At 29.3% G+C, this 22,946-nt stretch carries 22 protein-coding genes, 1 tRNA gene, 1 other RNA gene and 2 pseudogenes; 17 read left to right on the top strand and 9 right to left on the bottom strand.

The window, feature by feature from the left end; translation table 11 throughout:
* Positions 1-21: 21 nt before the first annotated feature.
* From ACWUD1_RS00330 to ACWUD1_RS00320, 3 genes are read right to left on the bottom strand one after another with little or no spacing between them, the layout of a single operon-like run.
* Positions 22-483 (bottom strand): divergent PAP2 family protein, encoded by a 462-nt coding sequence (locus ACWUD1_RS00330; protein WP_472756612.1) that lies wholly within the window; start codon positions 481-483, stop codon positions 22-24.
* Positions 484-502: 19 nt separating this feature from the next.
* The gene (locus ACWUD1_RS00325; protein ID WP_472756611.1) at positions 503-1,741 is read right to left on the bottom strand and encodes an aminopeptidase; all 1,239 of its coding nucleotides are present in this window, start codon (positions 1,739-1,741) and stop codon (positions 503-505) included.
* Position 1,742: 1 nt separating this feature from the next.
* Complete coding sequence (locus tag ACWUD1_RS00320; protein ID WP_472756610.1) at positions 1,743-2,648, bottom strand: HAD family hydrolase; 906 nt, start codon at positions 2,646-2,648, stop codon at positions 1,743-1,745.
* Between the two features lie 124 nt (positions 2,649-2,772).
* Here ACWUD1_RS00320 and ACWUD1_RS00315 point away from each other — a divergent pair, with 124 nt between their 5' ends.
* From ACWUD1_RS00315 to ACWUD1_RS00295, 5 genes are all read left to right on the top strand, one after another.
* Entirely contained in the window at positions 2,773-4,551 is a 1,779-nt protein-coding gene (locus ACWUD1_RS00315) for a M24 family metallopeptidase (RefSeq protein ID WP_472756898.1), read from the top strand.
* On the top strand, positions 4,548-5,237 hold the full coding sequence (locus tag ACWUD1_RS00310) for a hypothetical protein (RefSeq protein WP_472756609.1): 690 nt from the start codon (positions 4,548-4,550) through the stop codon (positions 5,235-5,237). Before ACWUD1_RS00315 ends, ACWUD1_RS00310 begins: the two co-directional genes overlap by 4 nt.
* 32 nt (positions 5,238-5,269) lie before the next feature.
* Positions 5,270-5,767 (top strand): peptide deformylase, encoded by a 498-nt coding sequence (gene def, locus ACWUD1_RS00305; RefSeq protein ID WP_472756608.1) that lies wholly within the window; start codon positions 5,270-5,272, stop codon positions 5,765-5,767.
* On the top strand, positions 5,764-6,696 hold the full coding sequence (fmt, locus tag ACWUD1_RS00300) for a methionyl-tRNA formyltransferase (RefSeq protein WP_472756607.1): 933 nt from the start codon (positions 5,764-5,766) through the stop codon (positions 6,694-6,696). Before def ends, fmt begins: the two co-directional genes overlap by 4 nt.
* A 135-nt stretch (positions 6,697-6,831) precedes the next feature.
* Positions 6,832-7,788: a PASTA domain-containing protein gene (locus tag ACWUD1_RS00295; RefSeq protein WP_472756897.1), complete on the top strand. Its 957-nt coding sequence runs from the start codon at positions 6,832-6,834 to the stop codon at positions 7,786-7,788.
* A 61-nt stretch (positions 7,789-7,849) separates the two neighbouring features.
* Here ACWUD1_RS00295 and ACWUD1_RS00290 read toward each other — a convergent pair whose 3' ends face one another.
* On the bottom strand, positions 7,850-8,569 hold the full coding sequence (locus tag ACWUD1_RS00290) for a 16S rRNA (uracil(1498)-N(3))-methyltransferase (protein WP_472756606.1): 720 nt from the start codon (positions 8,567-8,569) through the stop codon (positions 7,850-7,852).
* A gap of 84 nt (positions 8,570-8,653) precedes the next feature.
* Between ACWUD1_RS00290 and trxA the strand changes: the two genes are divergently transcribed.
* The 8 genes and pseudogenes from trxA (at position 8,654) to secG (ending at position 15,836) form a co-directional block, all read left to right on the top strand.
* Positions 8,654-9,007 (top strand): thioredoxin, encoded by a 354-nt coding sequence (trxA, locus tag ACWUD1_RS00285; RefSeq protein ID WP_472756605.1) that lies wholly within the window; start codon positions 8,654-8,656, stop codon positions 9,005-9,007.
* A gap of 87 nt (positions 9,008-9,094) precedes the next feature.
* Positions 9,095-9,541 carry an rRNA maturation RNase YbeY gene (gene ybeY / locus ACWUD1_RS00280; protein WP_472756604.1) on the top strand — a complete coding sequence of 149 codons (447 nt, stop codon included), beginning with the start codon at positions 9,095-9,097 and terminating at the stop codon, positions 9,539-9,541.
* A complete protein-coding gene (locus ACWUD1_RS00275) occupies positions 9,541-10,317 on the top strand; it encodes a hemolysin family protein (protein ID WP_472756603.1) in 777 nt (258 codons plus the stop codon). Before ybeY ends, ACWUD1_RS00275 begins: the two co-directional genes overlap by 1 nt.
* Complete coding sequence (locus tag ACWUD1_RS00270; protein WP_472756602.1) at positions 10,314-12,296, top strand: tetratricopeptide repeat protein; 1,983 nt, start codon at positions 10,314-10,316, stop codon at positions 12,294-12,296. Before ACWUD1_RS00275 ends, ACWUD1_RS00270 begins: the two co-directional genes overlap by 4 nt.
* Before the next feature lie 72 nt (positions 12,297-12,368).
* Positions 12,369-13,376 carry a type I glyceraldehyde-3-phosphate dehydrogenase gene (gap, locus tag ACWUD1_RS00265; protein WP_472756601.1) on the top strand — a complete coding sequence of 336 codons (1,008 nt, stop codon included), beginning with the start codon at positions 12,369-12,371 and terminating at the stop codon, positions 13,374-13,376.
* Positions 13,377-13,458: 82 nt separating this feature from the next.
* Positions 13,459-14,645: pseudogene (locus ACWUD1_RS00260) on the top strand (phosphoglycerate kinase).
* Between the two features lie 13 nt (positions 14,646-14,658).
* A complete protein-coding gene (tpiA, locus tag ACWUD1_RS00255) occupies positions 14,659-15,426 on the top strand; it encodes a triose-phosphate isomerase (RefSeq protein WP_472756896.1) in 768 nt (255 codons plus the stop codon).
* 11 nt (positions 15,427-15,437) lie between these two features.
* Positions 15,438-15,836: a preprotein translocase subunit SecG gene (gene secG, locus ACWUD1_RS00250; protein WP_472756600.1), complete on the top strand. Its 399-nt coding sequence runs from the start codon at positions 15,438-15,440 to the stop codon at positions 15,834-15,836.
* A 95-nt stretch (positions 15,837-15,931) separates the two neighbouring features.
* On the opposite strand, the gene ung is transcribed toward secG, so the two are convergent.
* Positions 15,932-16,603, bottom strand: coding sequence for a uracil-DNA glycosylase (gene ung / locus ACWUD1_RS00245; RefSeq protein ID WP_472756599.1), 672 nt, complete (start codon positions 16,601-16,603; stop codon positions 15,932-15,934).
* 78 nt (positions 16,604-16,681) lie between these two features.
* Here ung and ACWUD1_RS00240 point away from each other — a divergent pair, with 78 nt between their 5' ends.
* On the top strand, positions 16,682-17,335 hold the full coding sequence (locus tag ACWUD1_RS00240) for a TrmH family RNA methyltransferase (RefSeq protein WP_472756598.1): 654 nt from the start codon (positions 16,682-16,684) through the stop codon (positions 17,333-17,335).
* On the opposite strand, the gene ACWUD1_RS00235 is transcribed toward ACWUD1_RS00240, so the two are convergent.
* Entirely contained in the window at positions 17,310-18,002 is a 693-nt protein-coding gene (locus ACWUD1_RS00235; protein WP_472756597.1) for a VUT family protein, read from the bottom strand. The two genes, ACWUD1_RS00240 and ACWUD1_RS00235, sit on opposite strands and share 26 nt — an antisense overlap.
* A gap of 32 nt (positions 18,003-18,034) precedes the next feature.
* A complete protein-coding gene (locus ACWUD1_RS00230) occupies positions 18,035-18,736 on the bottom strand; it encodes a queuosine precursor transporter (RefSeq protein WP_472756596.1) in 702 nt (233 codons plus the stop codon).
* Positions 18,737-18,870: 134 nt separating this feature from the next.
* Between ACWUD1_RS00230 and ssrA the strand changes: the two genes are divergently transcribed.
* Positions 18,871-19,234, top strand: a transfer-messenger RNA (tmRNA) gene (gene ssrA / locus ACWUD1_RS00225).
* Positions 19,235-19,272: 38 nt separating this feature from the next.
* Here ssrA and ACWUD1_RS00220 read toward each other — a convergent pair.
* Positions 19,273-19,344 (bottom strand) — tRNA-Gly (locus ACWUD1_RS00220).
* 159 nt (positions 19,345-19,503) lie between these two features.
* On the opposite strand from ACWUD1_RS00220, the pseudogene ACWUD1_RS00215 reads away from it, so the two are divergent.
* Positions 19,504-19,770: pseudogene (locus tag ACWUD1_RS00215) on the top strand (DUF3276 family protein); the annotation flags it as partial.
* Between the two features lie 100 nt (positions 19,771-19,870).
* On the opposite strand, the gene ACWUD1_RS00210 reads toward ACWUD1_RS00215, so the two are convergent.
* Positions 19,871-20,416: a ribonuclease HII gene (locus ACWUD1_RS00210; RefSeq protein WP_472756595.1), complete on the bottom strand. Its 546-nt coding sequence runs from the start codon at positions 20,414-20,416 to the stop codon at positions 19,871-19,873.
* Positions 20,417-20,485: 69 nt separating this feature from the next.
* On the opposite strand from ACWUD1_RS00210, the gene ACWUD1_RS00205 reads away from it, so the two are divergent.
* Positions 20,486-22,942 (top strand): AAA family ATPase, encoded by a 2,457-nt coding sequence (locus ACWUD1_RS00205; protein ID WP_472756594.1) that lies wholly within the window; start codon positions 20,486-20,488, stop codon positions 22,940-22,942.
* The last annotated feature ends 4 nt before the right edge of the window (positions 22,943-22,946 follow it).

Here is a 22,946-nt window from a genome sequence, read left to right as displayed (position 1 = left end):
ATAATTTATTGATTATATTACTTAGTTACTACATACTGCCCATGCAGCAATTATTCCAATGAGTATTCCTGTGAATACTTCCTTTTTTTTGTGCCCTTTGACTACTTTGATTTTTAAAGGTTCAATTTTGATTTTCATTTTTAATTGTTCTGACAATGTATTTAGGTATTCTGCTTGTACGCCTGCCATATATCTAACCCCAAATGAATCTCGTATTGTTATTAATGCAAAAGCCAAAGCAATAATAAAGTTGGTATTTATTCCTTCTTTTATTAGTATTGATGTTGCAAGGGCTGTTACTGTTGAAGAATGACTGCTGGGCATTCCCCCAGTTTCCAAAAAGATGCTTTTTAAAAGATATCTTGGGTTGAGTTTGATTTTTTTTGCCTTCTTTGCTTGAATAAAGTATTTGATCATTTGTGCGGCAATGCCTGAAACAAAACAAGATAAGAAAAGTTCATTTGTTAATAACTCTTTTATCATGGTTAGATTACTCCGTTTTTTATATTACGAATTGCCCATTTCGTATTATTGTATGTTCTTTGCCTGATTTGTCAATGCCAGTAACTTTTATGTCATTACTTCCGATCATTAAGTCTGTGTGAATTAAAGAAACATTACAACCATAATCTAATTTTTCAACATCAGTCTTTAGTGCTTGCCCATTACTTAAACAAGAAGGATAGGCTTTGCCTAATGCAATGTGGCAACTTGCATTTTCATCGTATAGAGTATTGTAAAATGTAAGCTTACTTTGGTATATTGGAGAACTATTATCTACCAGTGCAATTTCTCCTATATATTGTGCTTGCATGTCTATTTCTATATGTTTTTTCAATACATTTCTTGATTGTTCATTATCACATTCAAAATCAACTATTTTTCCGTCTTTAAATTCTAACCATATTTCTGTTATTAATTTTCCAAGTATTGTTACTGGGCGGGTGACATGCATAATTCCATTTGTTTTTTTATAGTTTGGCGTTGTAAAAACTTCTTGAGTAGGCATATTTGCGTTAAATTCGATATCTGTACCTATTAACTTTTCACTTCCGCCCGTCCAAATAGAATGTTCTAAAAGATATATTTCTAGATTTGTTTTCTGATTTTTGAAGATTACTTTTACTAATTTGAGCTTATTCAGGGTATCACATCTTTGATGCAGTTTTTTATTATGAGTTTCCCAGGCTTCTACTGGATTTTTTGAGTCAAGTAACATAATCTTTTTTTGAATTTTAAAAAATTCTTCTAGTGTTTGTTGATTCTCAGGTTTATTTAAAACTTTTGCGGCCCATCTTGGACCGGGAGCACAAATTGTACACCAAGGTAATTCATTGTTCATTGCCGCATTTGAAATTTTTGTTGCGGCAAGTCTTAGCGCTTTAGAATACGTTGATACTTTTTTGCTATCATTACACTTTAATGTATCTAAATTTTCTGTATTCTCAATATGTATTTTGGCCCATTTTTCATTTACCATTTCTTCAAAAAATTTTTGCTTAAAATTAGGAATAAATTTCAAGGATTCTTCTGACGATGATTTTAATCTTGTATTTAAAATTTCAGTGTCTTCAATATTTAATTCTACATATTTAGCCCCATGTTCGTAGGCTTTTTGTGTTAAGATTCTTAAAAATTCATAATTTTCAATTGGTCCTGTAATTAGTACGCACTGATTTTTTTGTAGGTTAATTCCTTTCAAGATAATAAGTTCTGCATATTTGATTAAGTCTTGTTTCATATTATATCCCATCCTGCGTAGGGGTTTCTTCTAAAATGTTGTCATTGATATAGTATGCAACAGCTTCGTTATCATTGGTACCTATTATTTCTAAATATGATAACATTTGTTTTAATCTATAATTTGCATTTCCCATTAATAATCCTTTCTTTACATTTTCTAGCATATCTACATCGTTAAAACCGTCTCCAAATGCAATTGTTTCATTTAAATCAATATTGACTCTTTGAAGTACATCTTTTAATGCAGTTCCCTTAGAAACTTTATTGTTAACGAGTTCAAGCGAGTGTGGTGTTGACAGATAAGCATTTATGTCTTTTTTATATTTTTCCAAAATCATTGCTTCGTATTTAATGAGTTTCGATTCTTCATCATGCAACAATAAGATTTTTGCTATATTGTGAAAATTTTTGATTTCTCTAAAATGATTGACCTCGTGATATTTTATGTTCATATCGTGTAGTTGATGTTCTATATTCTTGTGTTGTCTTAATAATACATGTTTTTTAAACATTTCATTAATAGCATTTTTAGTGATGTTATCAGCATAAAGTTTTTCATCCATATTGTCAGATTTTTGTAAAAAATGGGGTATGGTTTTGTAGTTATTTGCCCTGAGAGTTAGAATTTCATTTACAATTTCAACTGATAAATCATAGCTGCTTATCAATTTCCATTGAGCATTATAAACTCTTGCCCCATTTAATGTTATAAAAAATGAAACGTGTGAGTTTAAGTTTTTTATAAGAGGTATTATTTCATTTTTACTTCTTCCCGTTGCAATAATAAACTTTTTATTTTCTTTGGTTAATTGTTTTATTACGAGTTCACTAAAAGCTCCTATCTGACTATTTGACAGTAAAAGTGTGCCATCAGAATCAGAGATAACAGCTTTAATATTTTTCATATTTGTATCCTTTAGGTTTACTATTAAATTAGATTATAACAAATAATTCAATTTTAAAAAATTGCCTTATTTGTTATAATTAAAATAAAAATTACTTTTTAAATCTAAGGAGCTTGCTTATATGGTGGAAACTAGTAAAAAGATGTTCTCTTTGAGAAATTTGATGATGAAGAGCAAAATTGATGCCTATTTGATAGCAAGTTATGATCCACATATGAGCGAATATTCTCATGCTAGGTTTAATGTTCGTGAATTTGTTACAGGATTTACAGGAAGTGCTGGGACAGTAATTGTTACAGAAACAGAAGCAGTGCTTTTTACAGATGGAAGGTATTTTTTACAGGCTTCAAGTGAACTTGAGGAGACCGAATTTAAATTAATTAAGCTTGGAGTTAAAGGATATCCAGATATTTTTGGATATATCAATGCAAATCTTAAGGGTTTAAGGCTTGGTATTTATGCTGAAGATGTTAGTATAAATTTTTATAATGACCTAGTTAAAAATTGTAGACATACAGAGATTGAAATCTTGCATGAGGATTTGATTTCGAAAATTTGGCATGATAGACCTAGTTTAGAAAGCAATAAAGTATTTGAATTGATTGAGATTGAACAAAATGATAAAAGAACAGTTAAAATTGGCAGAGTAAATGAAGTATTAGAAGAAAATGCAGTTGATTTTTGTGTTATAAGTGCTTTGGATGAAATAGCTTGGCTTTTAAATTTAAGAGGTTTAGATATTAAGCCTTCAGCTTTGTTTTATGCGTTTTTATTCATTGATAGAAGTGAGAGATATAAAAATGTTCTCTTTATTGATATTGATAAACTTGATTCTGATTTAAAGGACAAACTTGATACAGAGGGTTTTGAGATTGAGGATTATAATAACTTTTATTCATTTTTAGCAGAGATTAATCATGAAGGTAAATTTTTTATACCAGTTGAAAGTAATGTTAAAGTGTTAGAGTCTATTGGCCAATCAAATGCGGTACTTGGACAAAGTATTGTTAAGGAATTTAAGGCAATAAAATCTGATTATGAGATTAGCAAGATGAAAGAAGCTCATATTATTGATGCCGTAGGTTTGATTAAGTTTTTATATAAGTTTAAAAATTTAAGTAAAGATGAACTTTCTGTGTTGGATGAAGTTGATGTTGCAAATATGCTCTTAGATTTTAGGAAAACAAGAGATAAGTTTTTTAGCTCTAGTTTTGATTCAATAGTTGGTTTTAGAGAAAATGCAGCATTGCCGCATTATAGGCCTAAAAAGGGAGCTAAGAATCTTGATAGTAATGGATTGCTTTTAATAGATTCTGGGGGTTCTTATCTTGGACTTGGTACAACGGATGTTACAAGAACTATTTTAATTGGTGAGGCATCTTATGAAGAGAGGGAAGATTATACTTTAGTCCTTAAATCTTTTATTGCTCTTGTATCTTTAAAATTTCCATTTGGTATTTCGGGTGCGTCTCTTGATGGCATTGCTAGATTGCCTTTGCTAAGACATGGGTTGAATTTTTCTCATGGAACAGGTCATGGGGTAGGATTTTTTCTTAATGTGCATGAACTTCCAGTTTCTATTAGCCCTTTGTCTAATTATTTCTTTAAAGGTTCTGAGATTGCTTCAATTGAACCTGGAATTTATAGAAGTTCTAAATATGGAATTAGGACTGAAAATTTAGTTTTTGTCAAACAAAGCTATTCCAATGAATTTGGGACTTTTTTAGAGTTTGAAAATCTAACCTTGGTGCCTTTTGAAAAAGAATTAATAGTAACTGAAATGCTTTCAAAGGATGAATTAGAGTATATTAATAATTATCACGAATTTGTATATTTTAATTTAAAAAAGCATCTTAGTGGTGATGAATTAAAATTTTTAGAGATGTTAACTAGTAAGATATGAGGTCTATAGTCTTAGTTGTAATATTTGTTGCTTTTGGTTTTGTGTATTTATTTTCGGTTTCAGTTGATATTACTTTTCACAATTCTTATAAGGATGCCATGGATGAAGCCAGGAAACTCCATAAAAATGTTTTAATTTTGGTGGGAAGAGACACCAAAGATAATTTAATAAAAGATTTTATAAGATCTTTTGAAGGTGATAAGTTAATTGAAGATGTTGCCAAAAACAATGTTTTTTTAATCATTGATGTAAATAATAAAATTTTTAACGAAATTAATTTAAAGAGGAGTCCTGCCTTATTTTTTGTTGATTCAAAGAGCGAGCAGGTTAAGGCTGTGTATGTTGAGCCTATTAAATATACTGTGAAATGCAATCAAGAATTTTTAAATTACGCGTTAGGGATTTCTAAATTGGATGATCGTGTATATAGAAAGAATAATTATGAGATTAATACTCTTAATGACAAGGTTTTTTTTTATAAAACATTGAATGGCAATTGGAGACTGAGAATGAATGGTCAAGACAAAAAACTTCTCCCTTCAAAAGTTGAACTTAAGGAGTTTTTTGTATTTAAGGATGAAGGGGAAGGTAAGATTTATGCTCTTCCTAAGTCTAGAAAGGGTAGTATTTATTTTTCAGAAACCGAGAACGAAGAATGGAAGTTTTTTGGACAAATAAAATCATAGTTTAAATTATTTTAAGTTTTATGAGGATTTTTATGGAAATGGTTTTTTATCCCGATGATTTATTGAGAATCACAACAAAGTCAGTTTTAAATATTAATGATGAACTTAGGGAAATCATTTTTAAGATGATAAATATGATGGATGTTAATCGTGGTGTTGGGTTAGCAGCCCCCCAAGTGGGGCTTGATTTGTCTATTTTTGTGATTAGAGAAAATGTAATCTCAAAGCCTTTAGTTTTTATTAATCCTTTAATAACGGAAACTTCAGTTGAACTGTCTGTTTATAAGGAGGGTTGTTTGAGTATCCCTGGGGTTTATTATGATCTCTCAAGACCAAAATCTATTGTTGTTGAGGCTTATGATGAGAATGGTAAATTTTTTAAGATTGAGAATTCTGGTATTTTAGGCAGAATTGTTCAGCATGAGATGGATCATTTAAAAGGTGTGCTTTTTATTGATTATTATGACGATAAACTTAGAAATAAATTGTTAAAATCTTATGCCAAAAAAAGGGGGATTGTTAAGGCTTGAGAATTTTTTTTGCCAGTTCTGATATTATTGCTTTAGATCTTTTAAAGAAATTAGGAGATCGGTATAACGTAGTTGGCGTGCTTACTGCTCCTGATAAACCTAGCGGTCGAGGTCTTTTTTTAAGAGCCAATGGCATTAAGAGTGAAGCTATCAATAGAAATCTTACTATATTAGATCCTGTTGTACTTGATTCTGATGTGATAGAAAAGGTTAAGAGCTTAAATCCTGATCTTATGTTGGTTTTTTCTTATGGAAAAATATTTAAACAAGAATTTTTAGATATTTTTCCAATGGGATGCCTTAATTTGCACCCTTCTCTTTTGCCGAAATATAGAGGCCCTTCTCCCATTCAAACAAGCATTTTAAATGGTGATGCTGTTGGTGGGATCACCATTCAAAAAATGTCTCTGGAAATGGATAGTGGCAATATTTTAGCACAAAATCAGTTTAAAATAGAGAGTTTTAATACAAGTTCTGATGTCATTAAATATGTTTCTTTAAATAGTTTTGATCTTGTTTTAAAAGCTTTGGATAAATTAGGTAAAGGAGATATCGGAATTGCTCAAGATTCAAATCAGGCCACATATTGTTCTTTTTTCACTAAACAACATAGAATTATTGATTTTAGTTTGAGCGCTTTTGAGATTAAGAATAAAATTAATGCATGCAATCCTTGGCCACTTGCAAGAGCTAAGATTGATGATGTTGAAATCATTTTTCATAGGGCTGATTTTATAAAGACTAATGATTATTATAGTGAGCAAGTGATAGGAAAAATTGTTTCATTTGATCCCGATAAGGGCTTTCTGGTAAAGACGGGAGATGGCATTTTATTGTTATTAGAACTTCAAAGGGTTGGGAAAAAGGTTATGAATTATAAGACTTTTTATAATGGCAATAAAGATTTAGTAGGTAAAATTTTTTCTTGAAAATTTTAAACATAAGGAGATATGGCATTGAATGATAATAAATCTTCATATGGTGGTAATAGTAATTTATTACTAGGCAATAGAAAACCGGGTGTTAATAATTCAAATGAATATAATGAAAATTTTTATAGCAAAGTGTACACTCTTCCAAAACAGATAATCAGAGGTTTATTTCTTACCATTTTTGGCTCTTTAATTATTTCGTGTGCGATATTTTTTTTATTTTTAGAGGGTGGTAATAAAGTTGTTGTTCCGAATTTAAGTGGATTTTATCTTGAGGATGCAATTACGGAGCTTCAACATAAAGAACTTATTCCTTATGTCGAACTTAAATTTTCATCCACTTCTCTTGATAAAGGAAAAGTAATAGATCAAAATCCCAAAGCAGGCACTGTTTTAAGACTTGATAGTAAAGTTAAGATTTTTATTAGTAAAGGAGCTGTGATCAATAAAGTTGATAATTTTGTTGGGAAAAATGTTGATGATGTAATGATTAATTTAGAAGCCAATTCAGTTAACAATAATAGAGTACTTTATCACTTGTTAAAACCTATTGAAGTTGAGAGTATTCTTCCAAAAGGGACAATAATCCAGCAAGAACCATCACCGGGAACTAAAATTACAAATTTAGTTGATCTTCAGTTTTTGGTAAGTAAGGGACAAGTAGAAAATTTTGTTAAACATGCAAAAAATTATATTGGACTTTATTATAAAGATGCGGTTATTTCTCTTTTGAATGATGGAATTAATTTTGATATAACCTTGTCAAGTGGTAATGATTTTGGAAGTGTTGTTTCTCAGTCTTTATCTCCTGGTAGTAAAATTGAAAATATAGATAAATTGATACTTGCTATTAATGAGCCAAGGGGTACTGATACAGGTGTTTTTGGAATTTTGACATATAAATTAGATACGTATCCATCTAGTGTAGATATAATGGTTAAGCTAAGAAATACTAACGGTAATAGTTCTTTGCTTTATTCTTTTAAATCTAGAGGCGGGATTATAAAATTGCCTTATGAGGCATCGAAAGGATCAATAATTGAGCTTTATATTTATGATAAGCTTATAAATCAAACAGCAATAAATTAAGAAATTTAAATTTTTTCTTGATTTAACATACTATTTTGTTAAAGGTATTGTTAGATAATTCTTAGATAGGAATTTTTGATGTGATAATCGTGGATGCTGCGATTGTCGCTGTTTCTGTTTTTAAAATATTTGATGAGATATTGTAGGCATTAAAATCATATTCCTTGATTAAGTTTATTTCTTTTGATGTAAATCCTCTCTCTGGTCCGATAATAACAATAGCATTGTCTGTTTGTATGTTGAGATCAATCAATTTGCTTTTACTCTCTCTGTCAAGTAATATTTTTGTAGTATTTAAGTTTTCGTATTTTATATTATTTAGAGTTGCTGTTAGGTTGCTTAGAGTGTTGACTTTTGGTATGTATGTGATTCCACCTTGCATAGCACCTTCTATCAAATATTTTTCATATTCTTTTTCTTTAAAGAACTTAGAGAATGAGTATGATTTTTCGCTAAGTTTGGCATTGAAAAAAGTAATTTCAGATATCCCTATACTTCCAAGATGTGTAATTAGTCTTTTTGCTGCAATTGGTCTTACGAAACCAATTATTACTTTTAATTTTTTTAGTATGTTTGATTTTGCTATCTTATAATTTTCTCTAAAAAAAAGCTTACTATTTTTTTGGTATACACATGAATAAATGTTTGATTCTCCAATGATACCAAATTTAAATGTTTCATTGTTTTTAAGTTTTAATACTTCAGTAATGTGTTTTACTCTAAAGTCGTCAAGAGTAAGTCCATTTTTAAATTCATCTGGGTTTATTAATACCAAATTCATTTCTATATCAATCCCTTATTAATTATATTGTACTTATGCTATAATGAAAATTCAATTGATTTAGCATTTGAGTTAGGAGAAAATATGGCAATTAGTTTAACTAAGCAGGAATTTATTGATAAAGTTTTTGATTATGAAAATAACAAAGAATGGAATTTTAAAGGTAATAAGCCTGCAATAATTGATTTTTATGCTGATTGGTGTGGTCCATGTAAGATGTTGGCTCCGGTTTATGATGAACTTTCAAAAGAATATGGAGATAGAATCGATTTTTATAAAGTTAATACTGATAAGGAGCAGGAAGTTTCTGTTGCACTTGGCATACAAAGTCTTCCTACTATTATTTTTGTTCCTGTTGGAGGAAAGCCAAAGGTTTCTGTTGGGTTTATGCAAAAAGATTCTTTTAAAAGTGCAATCAAAGATTTATTTAAAGTTTAGTATGGCTGAAAAAGTTCTACCAGAGAATTGAGGTCTTGTTTGTATAATATTCTTTTTAAGTTATAATTGTTCTTAGGATATAATGAATTGATAGAAGAAGAGTTAAATTTATGGGCGGAAGGTGTTAATTTTAAACATTGGGATGCTTATCGTAATTTTATTTTATCTGTTCTCAATTTTCTTTGTATCAGAGAATATGAACTTTCTGTTGTTTTGTGCAACAATGAGTATATCCAAAAGTTAAATAGTGAATTTCGACAAAGACCTGAACCTACTGACGTTCTTTCTTTTAATTATTTTGAAGAAAATAAACAAATAAAACATAAAATACAAGGAGATCTTATTATATCTCTTGAATACTTGAAATTTAGTTCGTTAGAATTTGGTGTTAAAATTTATGATGAACTTCAAAGGAATACCATACATGGCATTTTACATTTAATGGGATATACTCACGAGACAAATGATTTTCAAAATGAAGAGATGTTAATTATTCAAGAGAAGATTTTAAGAGAGACCAAAAGGGTGTTTTGATGTTCAATTTTTTGAATTTTAAAAATAAAAGAATAAAAAATATTGACTCTAAAGACATTGAGGAAAAATCGAAATTTGAAACGTCTTTGCTGAAAAATTTTCATTCTCTTAAAGAGACAATTGTGAAAGAAATTATGATTCCAAGAATAAGTGTAGTTTTTGTTGATTATTCTGGGAGTAAAGATGAAATTTTAAGGGTCGTAACATCTAGTAATCACTCAAGATTTCCTGTTTATAGGGATACAATAGATGATATTATTGGGATAATTCATACTAAGGACATACTTTTACATATGTGGAAAAAGGATTTCTATGAGATTGATCTAAGAGATATTATGCGAAAAGTTATGTTCGTTCCTGAAAGTAAAAAAATCGATTCACTTTTAAAAGAGTTTCAAGAAAATCATATTCATATTGCTATTGTAGTTGATGAATATGGTGGAGTTTCAGGTCTTGTGACACTTGAAGATATCCTTGAGGAGATTGTGGGAGATATTCAAGATGAGTTTGATAATGAACTTGATGAAATAGTTCCTCTTGATGATGGAAGCTATCTTTGTACTGCTAGAGTTTTAATTGAGGATTTAAATGAAAAACTTGGACTGAGTCTTCCAGATGGAGATTTTGATACTCTTGGGGGATTTGTTTACAATCTGTTTGGAAGAATTCCTTTAAAAAATGAGAAAGTAGAATATAATAATTTAATATTTACTATTAAAAATATGCATCAAAGAAATATTAAGGTAATAAAGATTTCTCAAAAGGAAGATTTATGAATTTAAAGAAATTTTTTATGACACTTTTAGTTTTAAATTTAAATTTTGGGAGTTTAATAGGTGCTACTACAACTGCAATCGAGTATTATCAAAAAGCGCAAAAATACTATTTAATGCAAAACTATTATGATGCTATTGACGAACTTCTTGAAGCTGTGAAGATTAATCCTAATTATTATGAGGCATATAAATTTATTGCAGAAATTTATTATCTGTTAAAAATATATAATCAAGCTCAATTTTTTATAGAGAAGGCCTATAAAATGTCTAATGGTGATGTTGCATACAAGATTCTTTATGCAAATATATTGCTTAAAAACAATGGGGTGGCACAGGCTAAGAAATTTTATTCGGAAGTTTTAACTGAGCAAAAAAATAATATTGATGCCTTAGTAGGTCTTGCTTCAATCTTTGAGGAAGAAGGTTTGCTTATAGCAGCCGCTAATTATTATTTAGCTATTCTTGAGTATAATCAAGCAAATTATAATTCATTTGAGCATCTTATGGATATTTATGAAAAATTGAATATGAATGATAAGGCGCAGCATTTAATAAATAAAGTAAGAGGTAATTTTACTTCTTTGCCAGATTTTCATAAAAGGGTGGCAGAATTTTCTATTAAGACTAATAGTTTGGGAGTTGCTGAGAAATATGCTCAAAATTATTTAATGTTAGTAAGAACTACTTACAGAGATTTCGGGCTTGCAGATGCTTACCATTTACTTGCGATTGTTTATTTGTATCAGTCTAAGTATGAGGATGCTACTGATATTCTTCAACAAGCAATACTAGTTGATCAGAATTCCGATGAACTTTATTATTTGCTTGGCTATTCTTATTTAAAACTTGGGAAAGTAGATAAGGCTGTTTTAAATTTGGAGAGAGCTAAAGGCATGAAAAAGGACTTGGAATTTTATGATATAGCTCTTGAAGAAAGTTTTTTTATGTCTAATTTTAGGAGTTCATTGCCACAAAATCGTACTAATATAGAAATTTCTAAAAGGTATGAAAGTGAAGGATTAAAGGCTTTTAAAAATTTAAACTTAGAAAAAGCTATTTTTAATGTAAAAAATGCTATTGATATTTATCCCGATAATGATGGAGCTAGATTTTTACTTGCGAAAATCTATAAATTTATGAAGTTAGATGTAATGGCTTATGAGGAACTTTATTATTTAATCGAACATAGGAAAGTGACGGATGCTAAAATTTTAGATTTTTATGATGTGATTGCATTTGACATTAGAAGATCCTTATTCTTTAAATATGGTTATAAAACTATTGGTGAGCTAAATAAACTTTATAATGATCAAACAGTTTATAAAGTGGGTATTTTTACTCAAAATGAGAATAAAGTTTTTGGTGCAAATGATTTGATTTTAAAATATGCCGAAAGGATACTTGATCGCAATCTAAATTTAGAAGTAGTTAACTATAGATTTGATTATAACAAAAATAAGGATTATTTGGTAAGTAGTTTTTCTGAAGAATTTTCTTATGCAAGAAATAATAATCTTGATTTATTTTTAATGTTTGAGCTTGATGTAGATGTTTTTAAGAATTCGGCTAATTTGAGAATAGATGTTTTTTCAGGTAAAACAGGTATTAAGGTTAAGACTTTTAATTATAATTCAGGAGGAATGTTATATTTAAGTGATGCTTTAAGTGCTTTTGCTAGAGATTTTAATGACTATTTACCCAAAAAGGGTAAAATACTTCAGATTAAGAAAGATGATGTTCTCATTAATCTCGGATATGTGAATGATGTAAAAAAAGGGGATGTTTTTTTAGTTCTCAAAGAGGGGGCTTTAAAACGTAACAGTGATAGTTCTAGTTTTATTGGCTATAATAAATCAGATATCCTTGGTGAAATTTTGATTGAAGAGATTGGCGATTATATTTCCAGAGGAAGTTTAAAATCATCTGTGCTTTTAAGAGATTATATTCAGGAAGGATATACAGTTTTTATAAGGGAATAGTTTGACACTTATGATTAATTAATTTATGATTTAATTATTCTAAAGATAATAAAAAATAGCTGGAGGAGTTGTATGAAGTTAGCTATTAATGGTTTTGGGCGTATAGGTAGGAATGTTTTTAAAATTGCTTTTGAAAGAGGGATTGAAGTTGTTGCAATAAATGACTTAACAGATCCTAAGACACTTGCCCATCTTCTAAAGTATGATTCAACTTTTGGAATATATAACAAAAAGGTCGAGGTAAGGGATGGTGCGATTGTAGTAGATGGAAAGGAAATAAAGATTATCGCTGAGCGTGATCCAAAAAAACTTCCGTGGGGTAAACTTGGAGTTGATGTTGCGATTGAATCAACAGGTGTTTTTTCATCAGCAACAAGTGATAGAGGTGGATATCTTGATCATGTTGATTATGCTGGTGCTAAGAAGGTGATTTTAACTGTACCCGCTAAGGATGAAATTAAGACAATAGTTCTTGGTGTAAATAATCATGAAATTACTTCTGATTTGAAAGCTGTTTCTAATGCTTCATGCACAACAAACTGTCTTGCACCGCTTGCAAAAGTTTTACATGAGACTTTTGGTATTGAACAAGGTCTTATGACTACTGTTCATGCTTATACAAATGATCAAAGAATTCTTGACTTGCCGCATTCTGATCTTAGACGAGCACGAGCTGGAGCTCTTTCAATTATTCCTACTTCAACAGGTGCTGCTAAAGCTGTTGGGCTTGTTTTGCCTGATCTTAAGGGTAAACTTAATGGTACTTCTATGAGGGTTCCTGTACCAACAGGTTCTATTGTTGATTCTACAGTGCAACTTAAGAAAAAGGATGTTACAAAAGAAGAAATCAATTCTGCGCTTAAAAAAGCATCAGAATCCAGAGAGCTTAGTGGCATTTTGGGTTACACAGAGGATCCAATAGTGTCTTCAGATATTAAAGGAAATTCTCATTCTTCAATAGTTGATGGTCTTGAGACAATGGTATTATTAAATGGTTTTGTCAAAGTACTATCATGGTATGACAATGAATTTGGATATTCTACAAGAGTAGTTGATTCTGCACAAAAATTAATTAAATAAAAAAATAAAATAAAAATTAATTAATTTTTAAATAAGGAAAAAGAAGAAATTAAAAGATTAAATGATTTTGAGGTAATTACATATGTCAATAAGAACAGTAAAGGATTTTGATTTTTTGGCTAAGCGTGCCTTAGTAAGATGTGATTTTAATGTTCCCTTGAAAGAGGGGAACATTACTGATGATACTAGAATTCGGGCTGCTTTGCCTACAATAGAATATCTTAGGTCTCAAGGGGCTAGAGTTATTCTTATGAGCCATTTGGGCAGGCCAAAGGGGGAGAGAGATTTAAGTATTCTCTTATGCCTGTTGCTAAAAGATTATCAGAATTGTTGGGACAAGATGTTAAGATGCTCACTGATTGCATAGGTCCTGAAGTGACAAATGTTGTTTCTTGTATGCAAAATGGAGATATTGTTTTGCTTGAAAATATAAGATTTTATAAGGAAGAAGAAGCAAATTGTGCTCTTTTTGCAGAGAAATTGTCACAAAATGGTGATGTTTTTGTAAATGATGCTTTTGGAACTGCTCATAGAGCGCATGCTTCCACAGCAGGACTTGCAACTTATTTACCAGCTGTTGGCGGGTTCTTAATGGAACGAGAGGATGAATTTTTGGGTAAGATTTTAAAGAATCCTGAAAGCCCATTTGTTTCAATAATCGGTGGTTCAAAAGTTTCTTCAAAAATTGCAGTATTGGAATCTCTTTTGCCAAAATCAAATGTAATGGTAATAGGTGGTGGAATGGCATATACTTTTTTGAAAGTACAAGGACATGCTATTGGAAAATCTCTTTTAGAGAATGAATATATTGATGTAGCAGAATCTTTTTTAAAGAAGGCAAATGAATTAGATGTAAAAATTATTTTGCCATTGGATCATGTTGTTGCAAGTAAATTTAGCGAAGATTCTATTCCAGAATATGTTAATTTTGCTGATATTCCTGGTGATAAGATTGGAATGGATATTGGTGATAAGACTTTAAGAGAAATTGAATTGGCTCTTATTAGTGCAAAGACTGTAATTTGGAATGGCCCTCTTGGGGTTTTTGAATTTAATGCTTTTTCTAAAGGTACGGCAAAGGTTGCAGAATATGTGGCTAATTGCTCTGGAATTACAGTTGTTGGCGGAGGAGATTCAGTGGCAGCTGTGAATAAATTTAGTTTATCTGAAAGAATAACCCATGTTTCGACAGGTGGCGGTGCTTCTCTTGAATATCTTGAGGGGAAAATTTTGCCAGGTATAAAAGTATTGGAGAAGTCAAATGGATAAAATAATGAGTAAAATGAGACCAATTTTTTTAGCTGGAAATTGGAAGATGCACTATACAAGTGCGGAGGCTGCAAATATTGCCAAGCAGATTGTAGATGGAGTGGTGAATATTAAAAATGATGTTGTAGTTATGATAACACCTGCGTTTACATCTCTTTATAAAGTTTCTGAAGTTATTAAGGGAAGTAATATTCTTCTTGGTGCTCAAAATATGTCTTATGAAGAAAGCGGAGCACGAACAAGTGAGATTTCGCCCTCTATGCTTTTGGAATTTGGTGTTGATTATGTAATACTTGGTCATTCGGAATGTAGAGCCTATCTTGGGGATACTGATGAGATAGTAAATAAAAAAATACTTATAGGACTTAAACATTCATTTAAATATTTGATTCTTTGTATTGGAGAGACTCTTGAAGAGAGAGAGAATAATAAGACTTTAGATGTTGTTTTAAACCAGGTTAAAAAAGGGTTGTCTTCTGTGCCTGAAGCTGATCTTAAACGAATAATTTTAGCTTATGAACCTGTATGGGCAATTGGAACAGGAAAAACAGCAACAAAAGAAGAAGCACAAGAGGTTCACAGAGCAATTCGGCTTGAAATTGAGTCATTGTATTCAAAATCAGCAGCAGATAACATTATTATTCAGTATGGTGGTTCTGTTAACATTGATAATATAGAGAGTCTTATGGGAGAAAATGATATTGATGGGGCGTTGATTGGCGGTGCGTCTTTAAAAGCAGATTCATTTTTGAAAATAGTTAATAAGGTGATAGTCAATTAGAGGGGTTAATTTTGGAGTTAATTAGATTTTTAGTATTTATCTTTTTTATTATTACTTCATTTATGATTATTTTGTTGGTCTTATTTCAAGATGAACAGGGTGATGGTATTGGGGGAGTATTTGGAGGTGGTAGTTCTTCTATTTTTGGAGCAAAATCTTCAAATGTTGCAATAAGAATCACATCATTTTTTATTACGCTTTTTTTCATTTTTGTAATTGCGTTATCTTTTATTAATACCAAACGAGTTGACGATAGCTTGTTGAAAAATGTTAAGGTAAATGAAAAAAGTTCAACATTTTGGAATGATGATACAAAAAATGATAGTATAAATCAAAATGAGGATAATAAGACGACTGTTGATGAAAAAACTGTAGATAACAACAAATCAGGCAATAAAGAAGAAAAATAATTTAACAATGATTAGGTTCTAGTTTATTTGATAATCTATCCGACATGTTTAGTGGTGTTAGGGAAGTTGGTCTATTTAAGATTTTGAAGTTTATTTTATTGAAAATTTATGATGGTTTTATTGTGCTCTTTCAGATATTTTAAAGTTTGATTAAAATGATTTGAACCTAAAAATCCATTGTTTGCGGAATAAGGCGATGGGTGGCTTGTTTCAAGAATTAAGTGCTTTGATACGTCTATTAATTCTTTTTTCCCTCTTGCAAAATTGCCCCATAACATAAACACGATATTATCTAAGTTTTTTGAAATAAGCTTTATTGTTTCGTTTGTGAAAATTTCCCATCCAATGTCCTTATGAGATGATGGGCGACCTTCTTCTACTGTCAGTATTGAGTTTAATAAAAATACACCTTGCATTGCCCACCGTTTTAGGTTTCCATCTGGAATAGTCTTAATTTTTAAACTTCTCTCTATTTCTTTAAAAATGTTTTGTAGTGATGGGGGTATTTTGACATCGGAATTAACAGAAAATGCTAAACCATTGGCTTGTCTTTTTCCATGATATGGATCTTGTCCAAGTATGACTACTTTTACATTTTTGAATGGCAAGGAATCAAATGCATTGAAAATTAACTTTGGAGGTGGAAATATTTTGCCTTTTTTTGTTTTATATTCGTTTTTTATAAAATTTACAAGTTTTTTGAAATATCCTTTGCAAAATTCACTTTTTAGTATTTCTTTCCAAGATTCTTCTATTTTTACTTCCATTTTTAATATTATATAAAAAATAATTTATTTTTTATATTTTAATTTGTTTTTATTGTTTTTTTTATAGTATCATACTTTATGATTAATGATGTTTTTAAGAGAATAGAAATTTTATCGGAATTTATTACTCAAAACAGGCGAGAGAGAATCGATGAGGTACTAAGTAATCGTACAAATCATTTAACACTTGTGCTTGAAGACATTTTCCAATCTCAAAATGCAAGCGCTACAATGCGTACAATTGAAATTTTGGGACTTAGTAATATTCATATTATTGAGGTTAATAATAGATATACTTTAGATCCCGGTGTTGTCCTTGGGGCTGCAAAATGGATAGGTATGACTAAATATAAATGCGTCAAGAGTGCTATTGAAAATCTTAGAAATGATGGATATAGAATAGTGGCCACTTCTTTTAGTAATGCCATATCACTTGAGTATTTGCCTATTGATGCTAAGATGGCAATATTTTTTGGAACGGAATTAACAGGGCTTAGTCATACAGTTTTAGAAAGTGCTGATTTGCATTTAAAAATACCGATGTATGGGTTTACACAAAGCTATAATCTTTCTGTGGCTGTTTCGATAGTGTTTTATTCATTGATTACTCGTTTAAGAAAAAGTCCTATTGAATATTTATTAAATGAGGATGAAAAATTAATTTTAAAACTTGATTATTATCGGAAAATGGTAAAACAATATCAAATTATTGAAGAACAGAATCTTTCCTAATTTTCATAGTGTTTAAGAAATAATAAATGAAAGTATCAATTGTCATAATTGTGAGAGTAAGAGCCCATGAACTTTCTACCATATTGATATTATTTCCAGGATATAATTGTGATATTATATGTGTTGAAATATTAACTAGCATATAGGCTATACATGATGAACACAATCTTGATACATTATGATTTATCCATTTACTCATGTTATTCTTTTTTAGCATAGAATATATTTTTATATTAATGTAATTACATAGAAATATAATGTATGTTCCAGTGAAAATGATTGAAATATAAGATGCATTGTAAAATAATATTTTTAAATCTATGTTAGAAGTATCAAATTCATTTTGTTGAAAAAATAATGTAAAATGAATCATGATTACAAAGGTTATGTGTATAAGCATGTTTAATGTTATAGACCTAATTGCTGATTTATCGTTATATTTTTCTGTAATCAGATTTAATGAACAGAGAATTGAGATAAAGGGTATTCCTGCCAGACTTATTTGTTGCTCGAATATGGACACTTTTTTCAATATAACAAGACTTGAGAGTACTGTCATGAGGACATTAAAACAAAAAAGACCTGATTTGCCAAATAGATAATACGACAATATTAATTTTAGATATATAAATGCCACTAAAGCCGCCCATAAACTTATGTCCTTCATGTTGTTAATTATAACAGAATAATGAACAATAGTTAATGGACATTGCTATTACATTCATTTTTTTTATTTCGATGTATATATTGTGCAATATAAATGAAAGGTGTTCCTAGGATTCCAGCGAATCCTTTAATTAAGTATGTAGAGATTACTATATCTAAATAAGCTTCTTTTGAGAATATATTAAAGTATGTTGCAATGCTTACAAAAATGATTGTATCTATTAACTCGCTTATTAATGTTGATCCATTGCTTCTTATAAATAGAAATTTTGGGAATTTATTTTTAATGAATTGGTATAAGTATATGTCATTTAGTTGAGATATTACGTATGCAATAATCGATGCAGCTAATAAAATTGGAATTGAGGAAAAGACATTTGTTAAACTTTTTAAATATATATCAGAGTTATTTGTTGAAAAATAAAGTTGAATATTTGTAATGAATGCAAAACTTAAAAAACTTATAAATCCAATATAAACAGCTTTTTTGGAAGTTTCTCGACCATAAAATTCTGATAGAATGTCTGTTGAAATATATGATGATGTGTAGATAATATTTCCAAGGGTTGCACTAAATCCAAATATTGTGATTTGTTTTAAAACTTGAATGTTTGCAATAATTACAGATGAAGTTATCCATGCGAATAATCCCTTTTTTCCAAAAAGCTTATATATAATAATTAAAATTGAATAGGTGCAAACCAACATAATGAACCATAAAATCTCGTTGTTCAAAAAACTCTCCTTTATGTTGTTTATTTATATTAGGATCATTATAAGCTTTTAAGATGCTGTTTTGCAAATTGAATTATTTTGTTTTGCTTTTGGTACATATGTATGTTATACTTTTTTCTAAAGAATAATCTATGGGGGATGTTTTGGATTTGACTAAAAACTTTAATAACATAGATTGCAGGCAGAGTGAATCTCTTAAAACTTCTTTAATAAATGCAAAAAATAATAACTTTACAAGTGCAAATCTTGTAATGGCTGCTTAAGTTAGCAGAGGGTTTTGTTGGATTTTGCTTTGAGATTCAGCTTATACTCTTTTAAGACATCAAAGCTTGCTTAAAAATGTTTCAAGTTGATTTTTAGGGACTTTTAAACTTGAGAGTAATTTGGTGGTTTGCTAGTTTTTCCAAATCTTATTACTTAAATAAAATACTAGATAAGCTTGTAGAGGTTTATGGTATTATTTTTAGGACGCGGGTTCAATTCCCGCCATCTCCATTTAGACTGTATGATATAGCTAATTATTGAATATGTTAAAAAGCGTCCTATCGGAATCGAACCGATATCATTAGCTTGGAAGGCTAAGGTATTAACCATTATACTAAGGACGCAAAGAATAAAAATAATTTTATAAAAAAAAACAATTTATGTCAATGAATTTTATTGTCGATTTTGTCTAGTATTTTTTTTATTTAGTAAGTACAATTATGTTAACTTGTGTTTAAGCTAACACAAGTTATAATATAAATACTTTTTGTGTGGAGGATTTAATGGGAGAGAGAGGGGAAGTATATTCTGACAAGTTATTTACAAATTCTGATAGAACTTACTTTTTTAATGTTAAGGAAAATAGAAAGGGTGATTATTTTTTGAATATTGTAGAAAGCAAAAGGAATCTTAATGGAGATTTTGAAAGACATTCAGTTTTTGTTTATGAAGAAAATATTGAAGAATTTGAGTCAAATTTATTAAAAGCAATTTCTGTAGTTAAGAAAAAGATCTCTGGGAATTCAATTGTAAGGAGACAATATCATAATGATCTTGAACGAAACAATTAAAGAATTGGAATTACCATTTTGGTTAGGAATATCATTTGCCTAAAAGAGTCTAGGGGGGATAAAAATAATTAAATTATATTTAAAGAAGTTTAAAACTTTTTCTGTGAAGATTTAAAATACCGTATTTTGTTATTGCGTCTTTGTGTTCTTTTGTTGGATATCCTTTATTTTTTTTAAGTGCATATAAAGGATAGATTTTATCGTATTCGTCCATCAATTTATCTCTTTGTACTTTTGCAATGATTGCTGCTGCTTTTATTTCATTAATTATAGAATCCCCTTTAATGATTGCTTGTATTTTTTTAGCTTTGATTTTTGGAATAAACTTTCCGTCTACAAGTACCAAATCACATTCCATGTTTAATTTTTCATATGCAAGTTGCATAGCAAGCAGTGAAGCATGGTGGATATTGATTTTATCAATGATTTCGTTAGATACTTCTGCAAATGCGTAATATGAATTTTCAAGTATTAATGATGATAGGTATTCTCTTTGTGTTTTATTAAGCTTTTTTGAATCATCTAGTTTACTTGCAAAATGAGGGTTTCTTTTAAAAATCACAGCTGCACTTAAAACAGGTCCAAAGATACAGCCCCGTCCGACTTCATCAATTCCACAAATCATCACTATTGATTATAATATGAAATTATCTTTAGTAAGTTAATGTTATTTAGAATTTATTTAGGAGTAATTTTGTTTTTAGAGAAAATAGGACTTTTGGGTTTTAAATCTTTTGTTAAAATGCAGGAACTTAAGTTAAGTAGGAGTTTAAATTTTATTGTTGGTCCCAATGGTTGCGGCAAGAGTAATTTGTTAGATGCAATTCGTTTTTGCATAGGAGAAGATAATTTGAGTATTTTAAGAGTTAGGCATATGACAGATTTGATTTCTGCAGCAAAGTCTGGAGAGTCGAATTTTGCCGAGGTAACGCTTTTTTTTAACAATGAAGATTTATCTATCAATGATTTTAGAGATCGGTTTTACATTAGGAGGAGGCTTTATAAGGATGGTACGAGTGAGTATTTTTTGAACAATGATACTTTAAATCTTAAAAGTTATACTAGTCTTGTAAATAAGTTGAGATTAAAGAATTCGCCTTATATGTTTGTTAATCAGGGTAAGATTGAAAGAGTGTCTTCAAGTGAAAATGTTAGTTTGAAAGCTTTGATAGAAGAGGCCAGTGGAATTGATATGCTTAGAGTTGAAGAGGAACAGGCATATAAGAAATTGGAAAAATCCAAAGAGAATTTAAATTCTCTTTGGATTTTAAGAGATGAATTGAATGAAAAATATGAAAAGATTAGGAATGACTTTTTGTTAAAGGACAAATATCAAAAATTAAAAAAAGATTTAGAGACGTTGGATAAGAAGCTAAGATTAAAAAAGCTCTTTAATATTAATTTTGAATTAAATGAACTTAAGAGTAAATTGAACATTAAGGATATAGATAAAATTTTACCTCTCAATAGCTTTTCTATTGAGAGTGTTAAGGAAAAATTGGAATTTTATTCTTTTAGGGAAAAAAATGTTATTAAGAATATTGAGATAATTAAAAAGGATATTGATACTTTAAAATCTAAGTTGTTTGAGATGGAGCTCAAGATTCAAAAGCTAGAACATGACAAGAAAGAGAAATTGAATTTAATCAATATTCTGTTAAGCAATAAGGCACAAATTGAGTCAGTAAAGATAAACGTAAAAGAAGAGCTTGTCAATTTAAATAACTCACTTCAAGCCAAGAAAAAAGCCTTCTTTGAGCTTACTGATGAAATCAATAAGTATACCAGAAGTTTTTTTGAACTTATTGATTTAATTTTATCAATTTCTAAAGAGAGTAATATAGAAGAATTTGAGATATTAAAGAAAAATATTTTGAATTCCCTTAAACTTTTTGAAGATACTTTAAGTATAAGGTATATTAAAGAGATTAGGGAGAATTTACTTAAATACGTAGTCAAAGAAGATAGGCTTTTGACTTTATTAAGAGAAAAAATAGAACCTATTTTTGAACAAAATGTTGATTTAAGGAAATTTTTGATTTCAAAGAATAATTCTAAAACTAGTCTTGCAAAGGAAATAACTACTATTGAGGATTTGGTATCGGATAAGACGGTGAAACTAAATGAGATATTAGGTGAAATTGAGTATACAGAACTCTCTAGGCTTAAAAATGAAGACGAGATTAAATTGATAGATAGTAATTTGAAATTTTTATTTGAAAGTAGAGATGAGTTTAGAGAAAGGCTTAATAATTTAAACTTGAAATTAGACGAATTGAGTTTAGAAAAGAGTGATATTAATATCAATTTAGATAAGTTTTTAAGTGATGCCAAAGGTAGTGAATTGGTTTCTAGTAATGAAGTAAAGTCTTTAAGTTTACTAGATGCTTTTAAGAATTCATCTTATTATGAATATATCAAAAAACAGGCAGAGTATGATATTTTATTTAATTCTAATTTAGATATTCATAATGAGATAAAAGATTTTAATTTTGTTAATAATAAAAATTTAGAAAAGTTTGAGCTTACAGAAGATATGACTAAAGTGGATGTTTTGCAAAAAGAAATCAATATGATTGAACATAATAATTATATTTTTTTTAATATTGAGAGAGAATATCATGAGATAAAAGAAAAAGTTGAAAAAATAGATTTACAGATAGTTGATTTAAATTCAACAAAGGAATCTTTAAATAAGTTAAGGAGAAGAATCAAAAGGGAAATTGATAAGAGATTTAATGACGCTTTTTGTGAAATTAATAATCATTTTATTTATTTCTTTAATCGAGTGTTTAAGGGAAATGGAAGTCTCCTTTATAGTAAGGATTCAGGTGAGATAGAAATTAAGATAGATTTTAAGGATAAGTTGACTAAGGGAAATAAAATGCTTTCTGGAGGTGAGCATTCTTTAATTAGCATAGCATTTTTATTTTCTTTGTATTATTATGCACCAGCTTCATTTTGTGTGCTTGATGAGGTAGATGCTTCTCTTGATTTTGAGAATAGTAATAAGCTTGCTGTGTTTTTAAAGGAGCTTGGTCAGCGAGTGCAATTATTGATAATAACGCATAATATGTATGTTGCTCAGGATAGTAAAGACTTAATTGGTATTACTAGTGATAATGGAGAAAGTTTAATATTTAATATATAATTTA

It is taken from the genome of Borrelia tillae, from assembly GCF_055693965.1.
This window is presented reverse-complemented; position numbering and strand designations above follow the sequence as displayed.

Coding starts and splice junctions, on each gene's coding strand:
- ACWUD1_RS00330 (WP_472756612.1), bottom strand. CDS start 483: ATGATAAAAGAGTTATTAACAAATGAACTTTTCTTATCTTGTTTTGTT.
- ACWUD1_RS00325 (WP_472756611.1), bottom strand. CDS start 1,741: ATGAAACAAGACTTAATCAAATATGCAGAACTTATTATCTTGAAAGGA.
- ACWUD1_RS00320 (WP_472756610.1), bottom strand. CDS start 2,648: ATGAAAAATATTAAAGCTGTTATCTCTGATTCTGATGGCACACTTTTA.
- ACWUD1_RS00310 (WP_472756609.1), top strand. CDS start 4,548: ATGAGGTCTATAGTCTTAGTTGTAATATTTGTTGCTTTTGGTTTTGTG.
- def (WP_472756608.1), top strand. CDS start 5,270: ATGGAAATGGTTTTTTATCCCGATGATTTATTGAGAATCACAACAAAG.
- ACWUD1_RS00290 (WP_472756606.1), bottom strand. CDS start 8,569: ATGAATTTGGTATTAATAAACCCAGATGAATTTAAAAATGGACTTACT.
- trxA (WP_472756605.1), top strand. CDS start 8,654: ATGGCAATTAGTTTAACTAAGCAGGAATTTATTGATAAAGTTTTTGAT.
- ACWUD1_RS00275 (WP_472756603.1), top strand. CDS start 9,541: ATGTTCAATTTTTTGAATTTTAAAAATAAAAGAATAAAAAATATTGAC.
- ACWUD1_RS00270 (WP_472756602.1), top strand. CDS start 10,314: ATGAATTTAAAGAAATTTTTTATGACACTTTTAGTTTTAAATTTAAAT.
- gap (WP_472756601.1), top strand. CDS start 12,369: ATGAAGTTAGCTATTAATGGTTTTGGGCGTATAGGTAGGAATGTTTTT.
- tpiA (WP_472756896.1), top strand. CDS start 14,659: ATGAGACCAATTTTTTTAGCTGGAAATTGGAAGATGCACTATACAAGT.
- ung (WP_472756599.1), bottom strand. CDS start 16,603: ATGGAAGTAAAAATAGAAGAATCTTGGAAAGAAATACTAAAAAGTGAA.
- ACWUD1_RS00240 (WP_472756598.1), top strand. CDS start 16,682: ATGATTAATGATGTTTTTAAGAGAATAGAAATTTTATCGGAATTTATT.
- ACWUD1_RS00235 (WP_472756597.1), bottom strand. CDS start 18,002: ATGAAGGACATAAGTTTATGGGCGGCTTTAGTGGCATTTATATATCTA.
- ACWUD1_RS00210 (WP_472756595.1), bottom strand. CDS start 20,416: ATGATTTGTGGAATTGATGAAGTCGGACGGGGCTGTATCTTTGGACCT.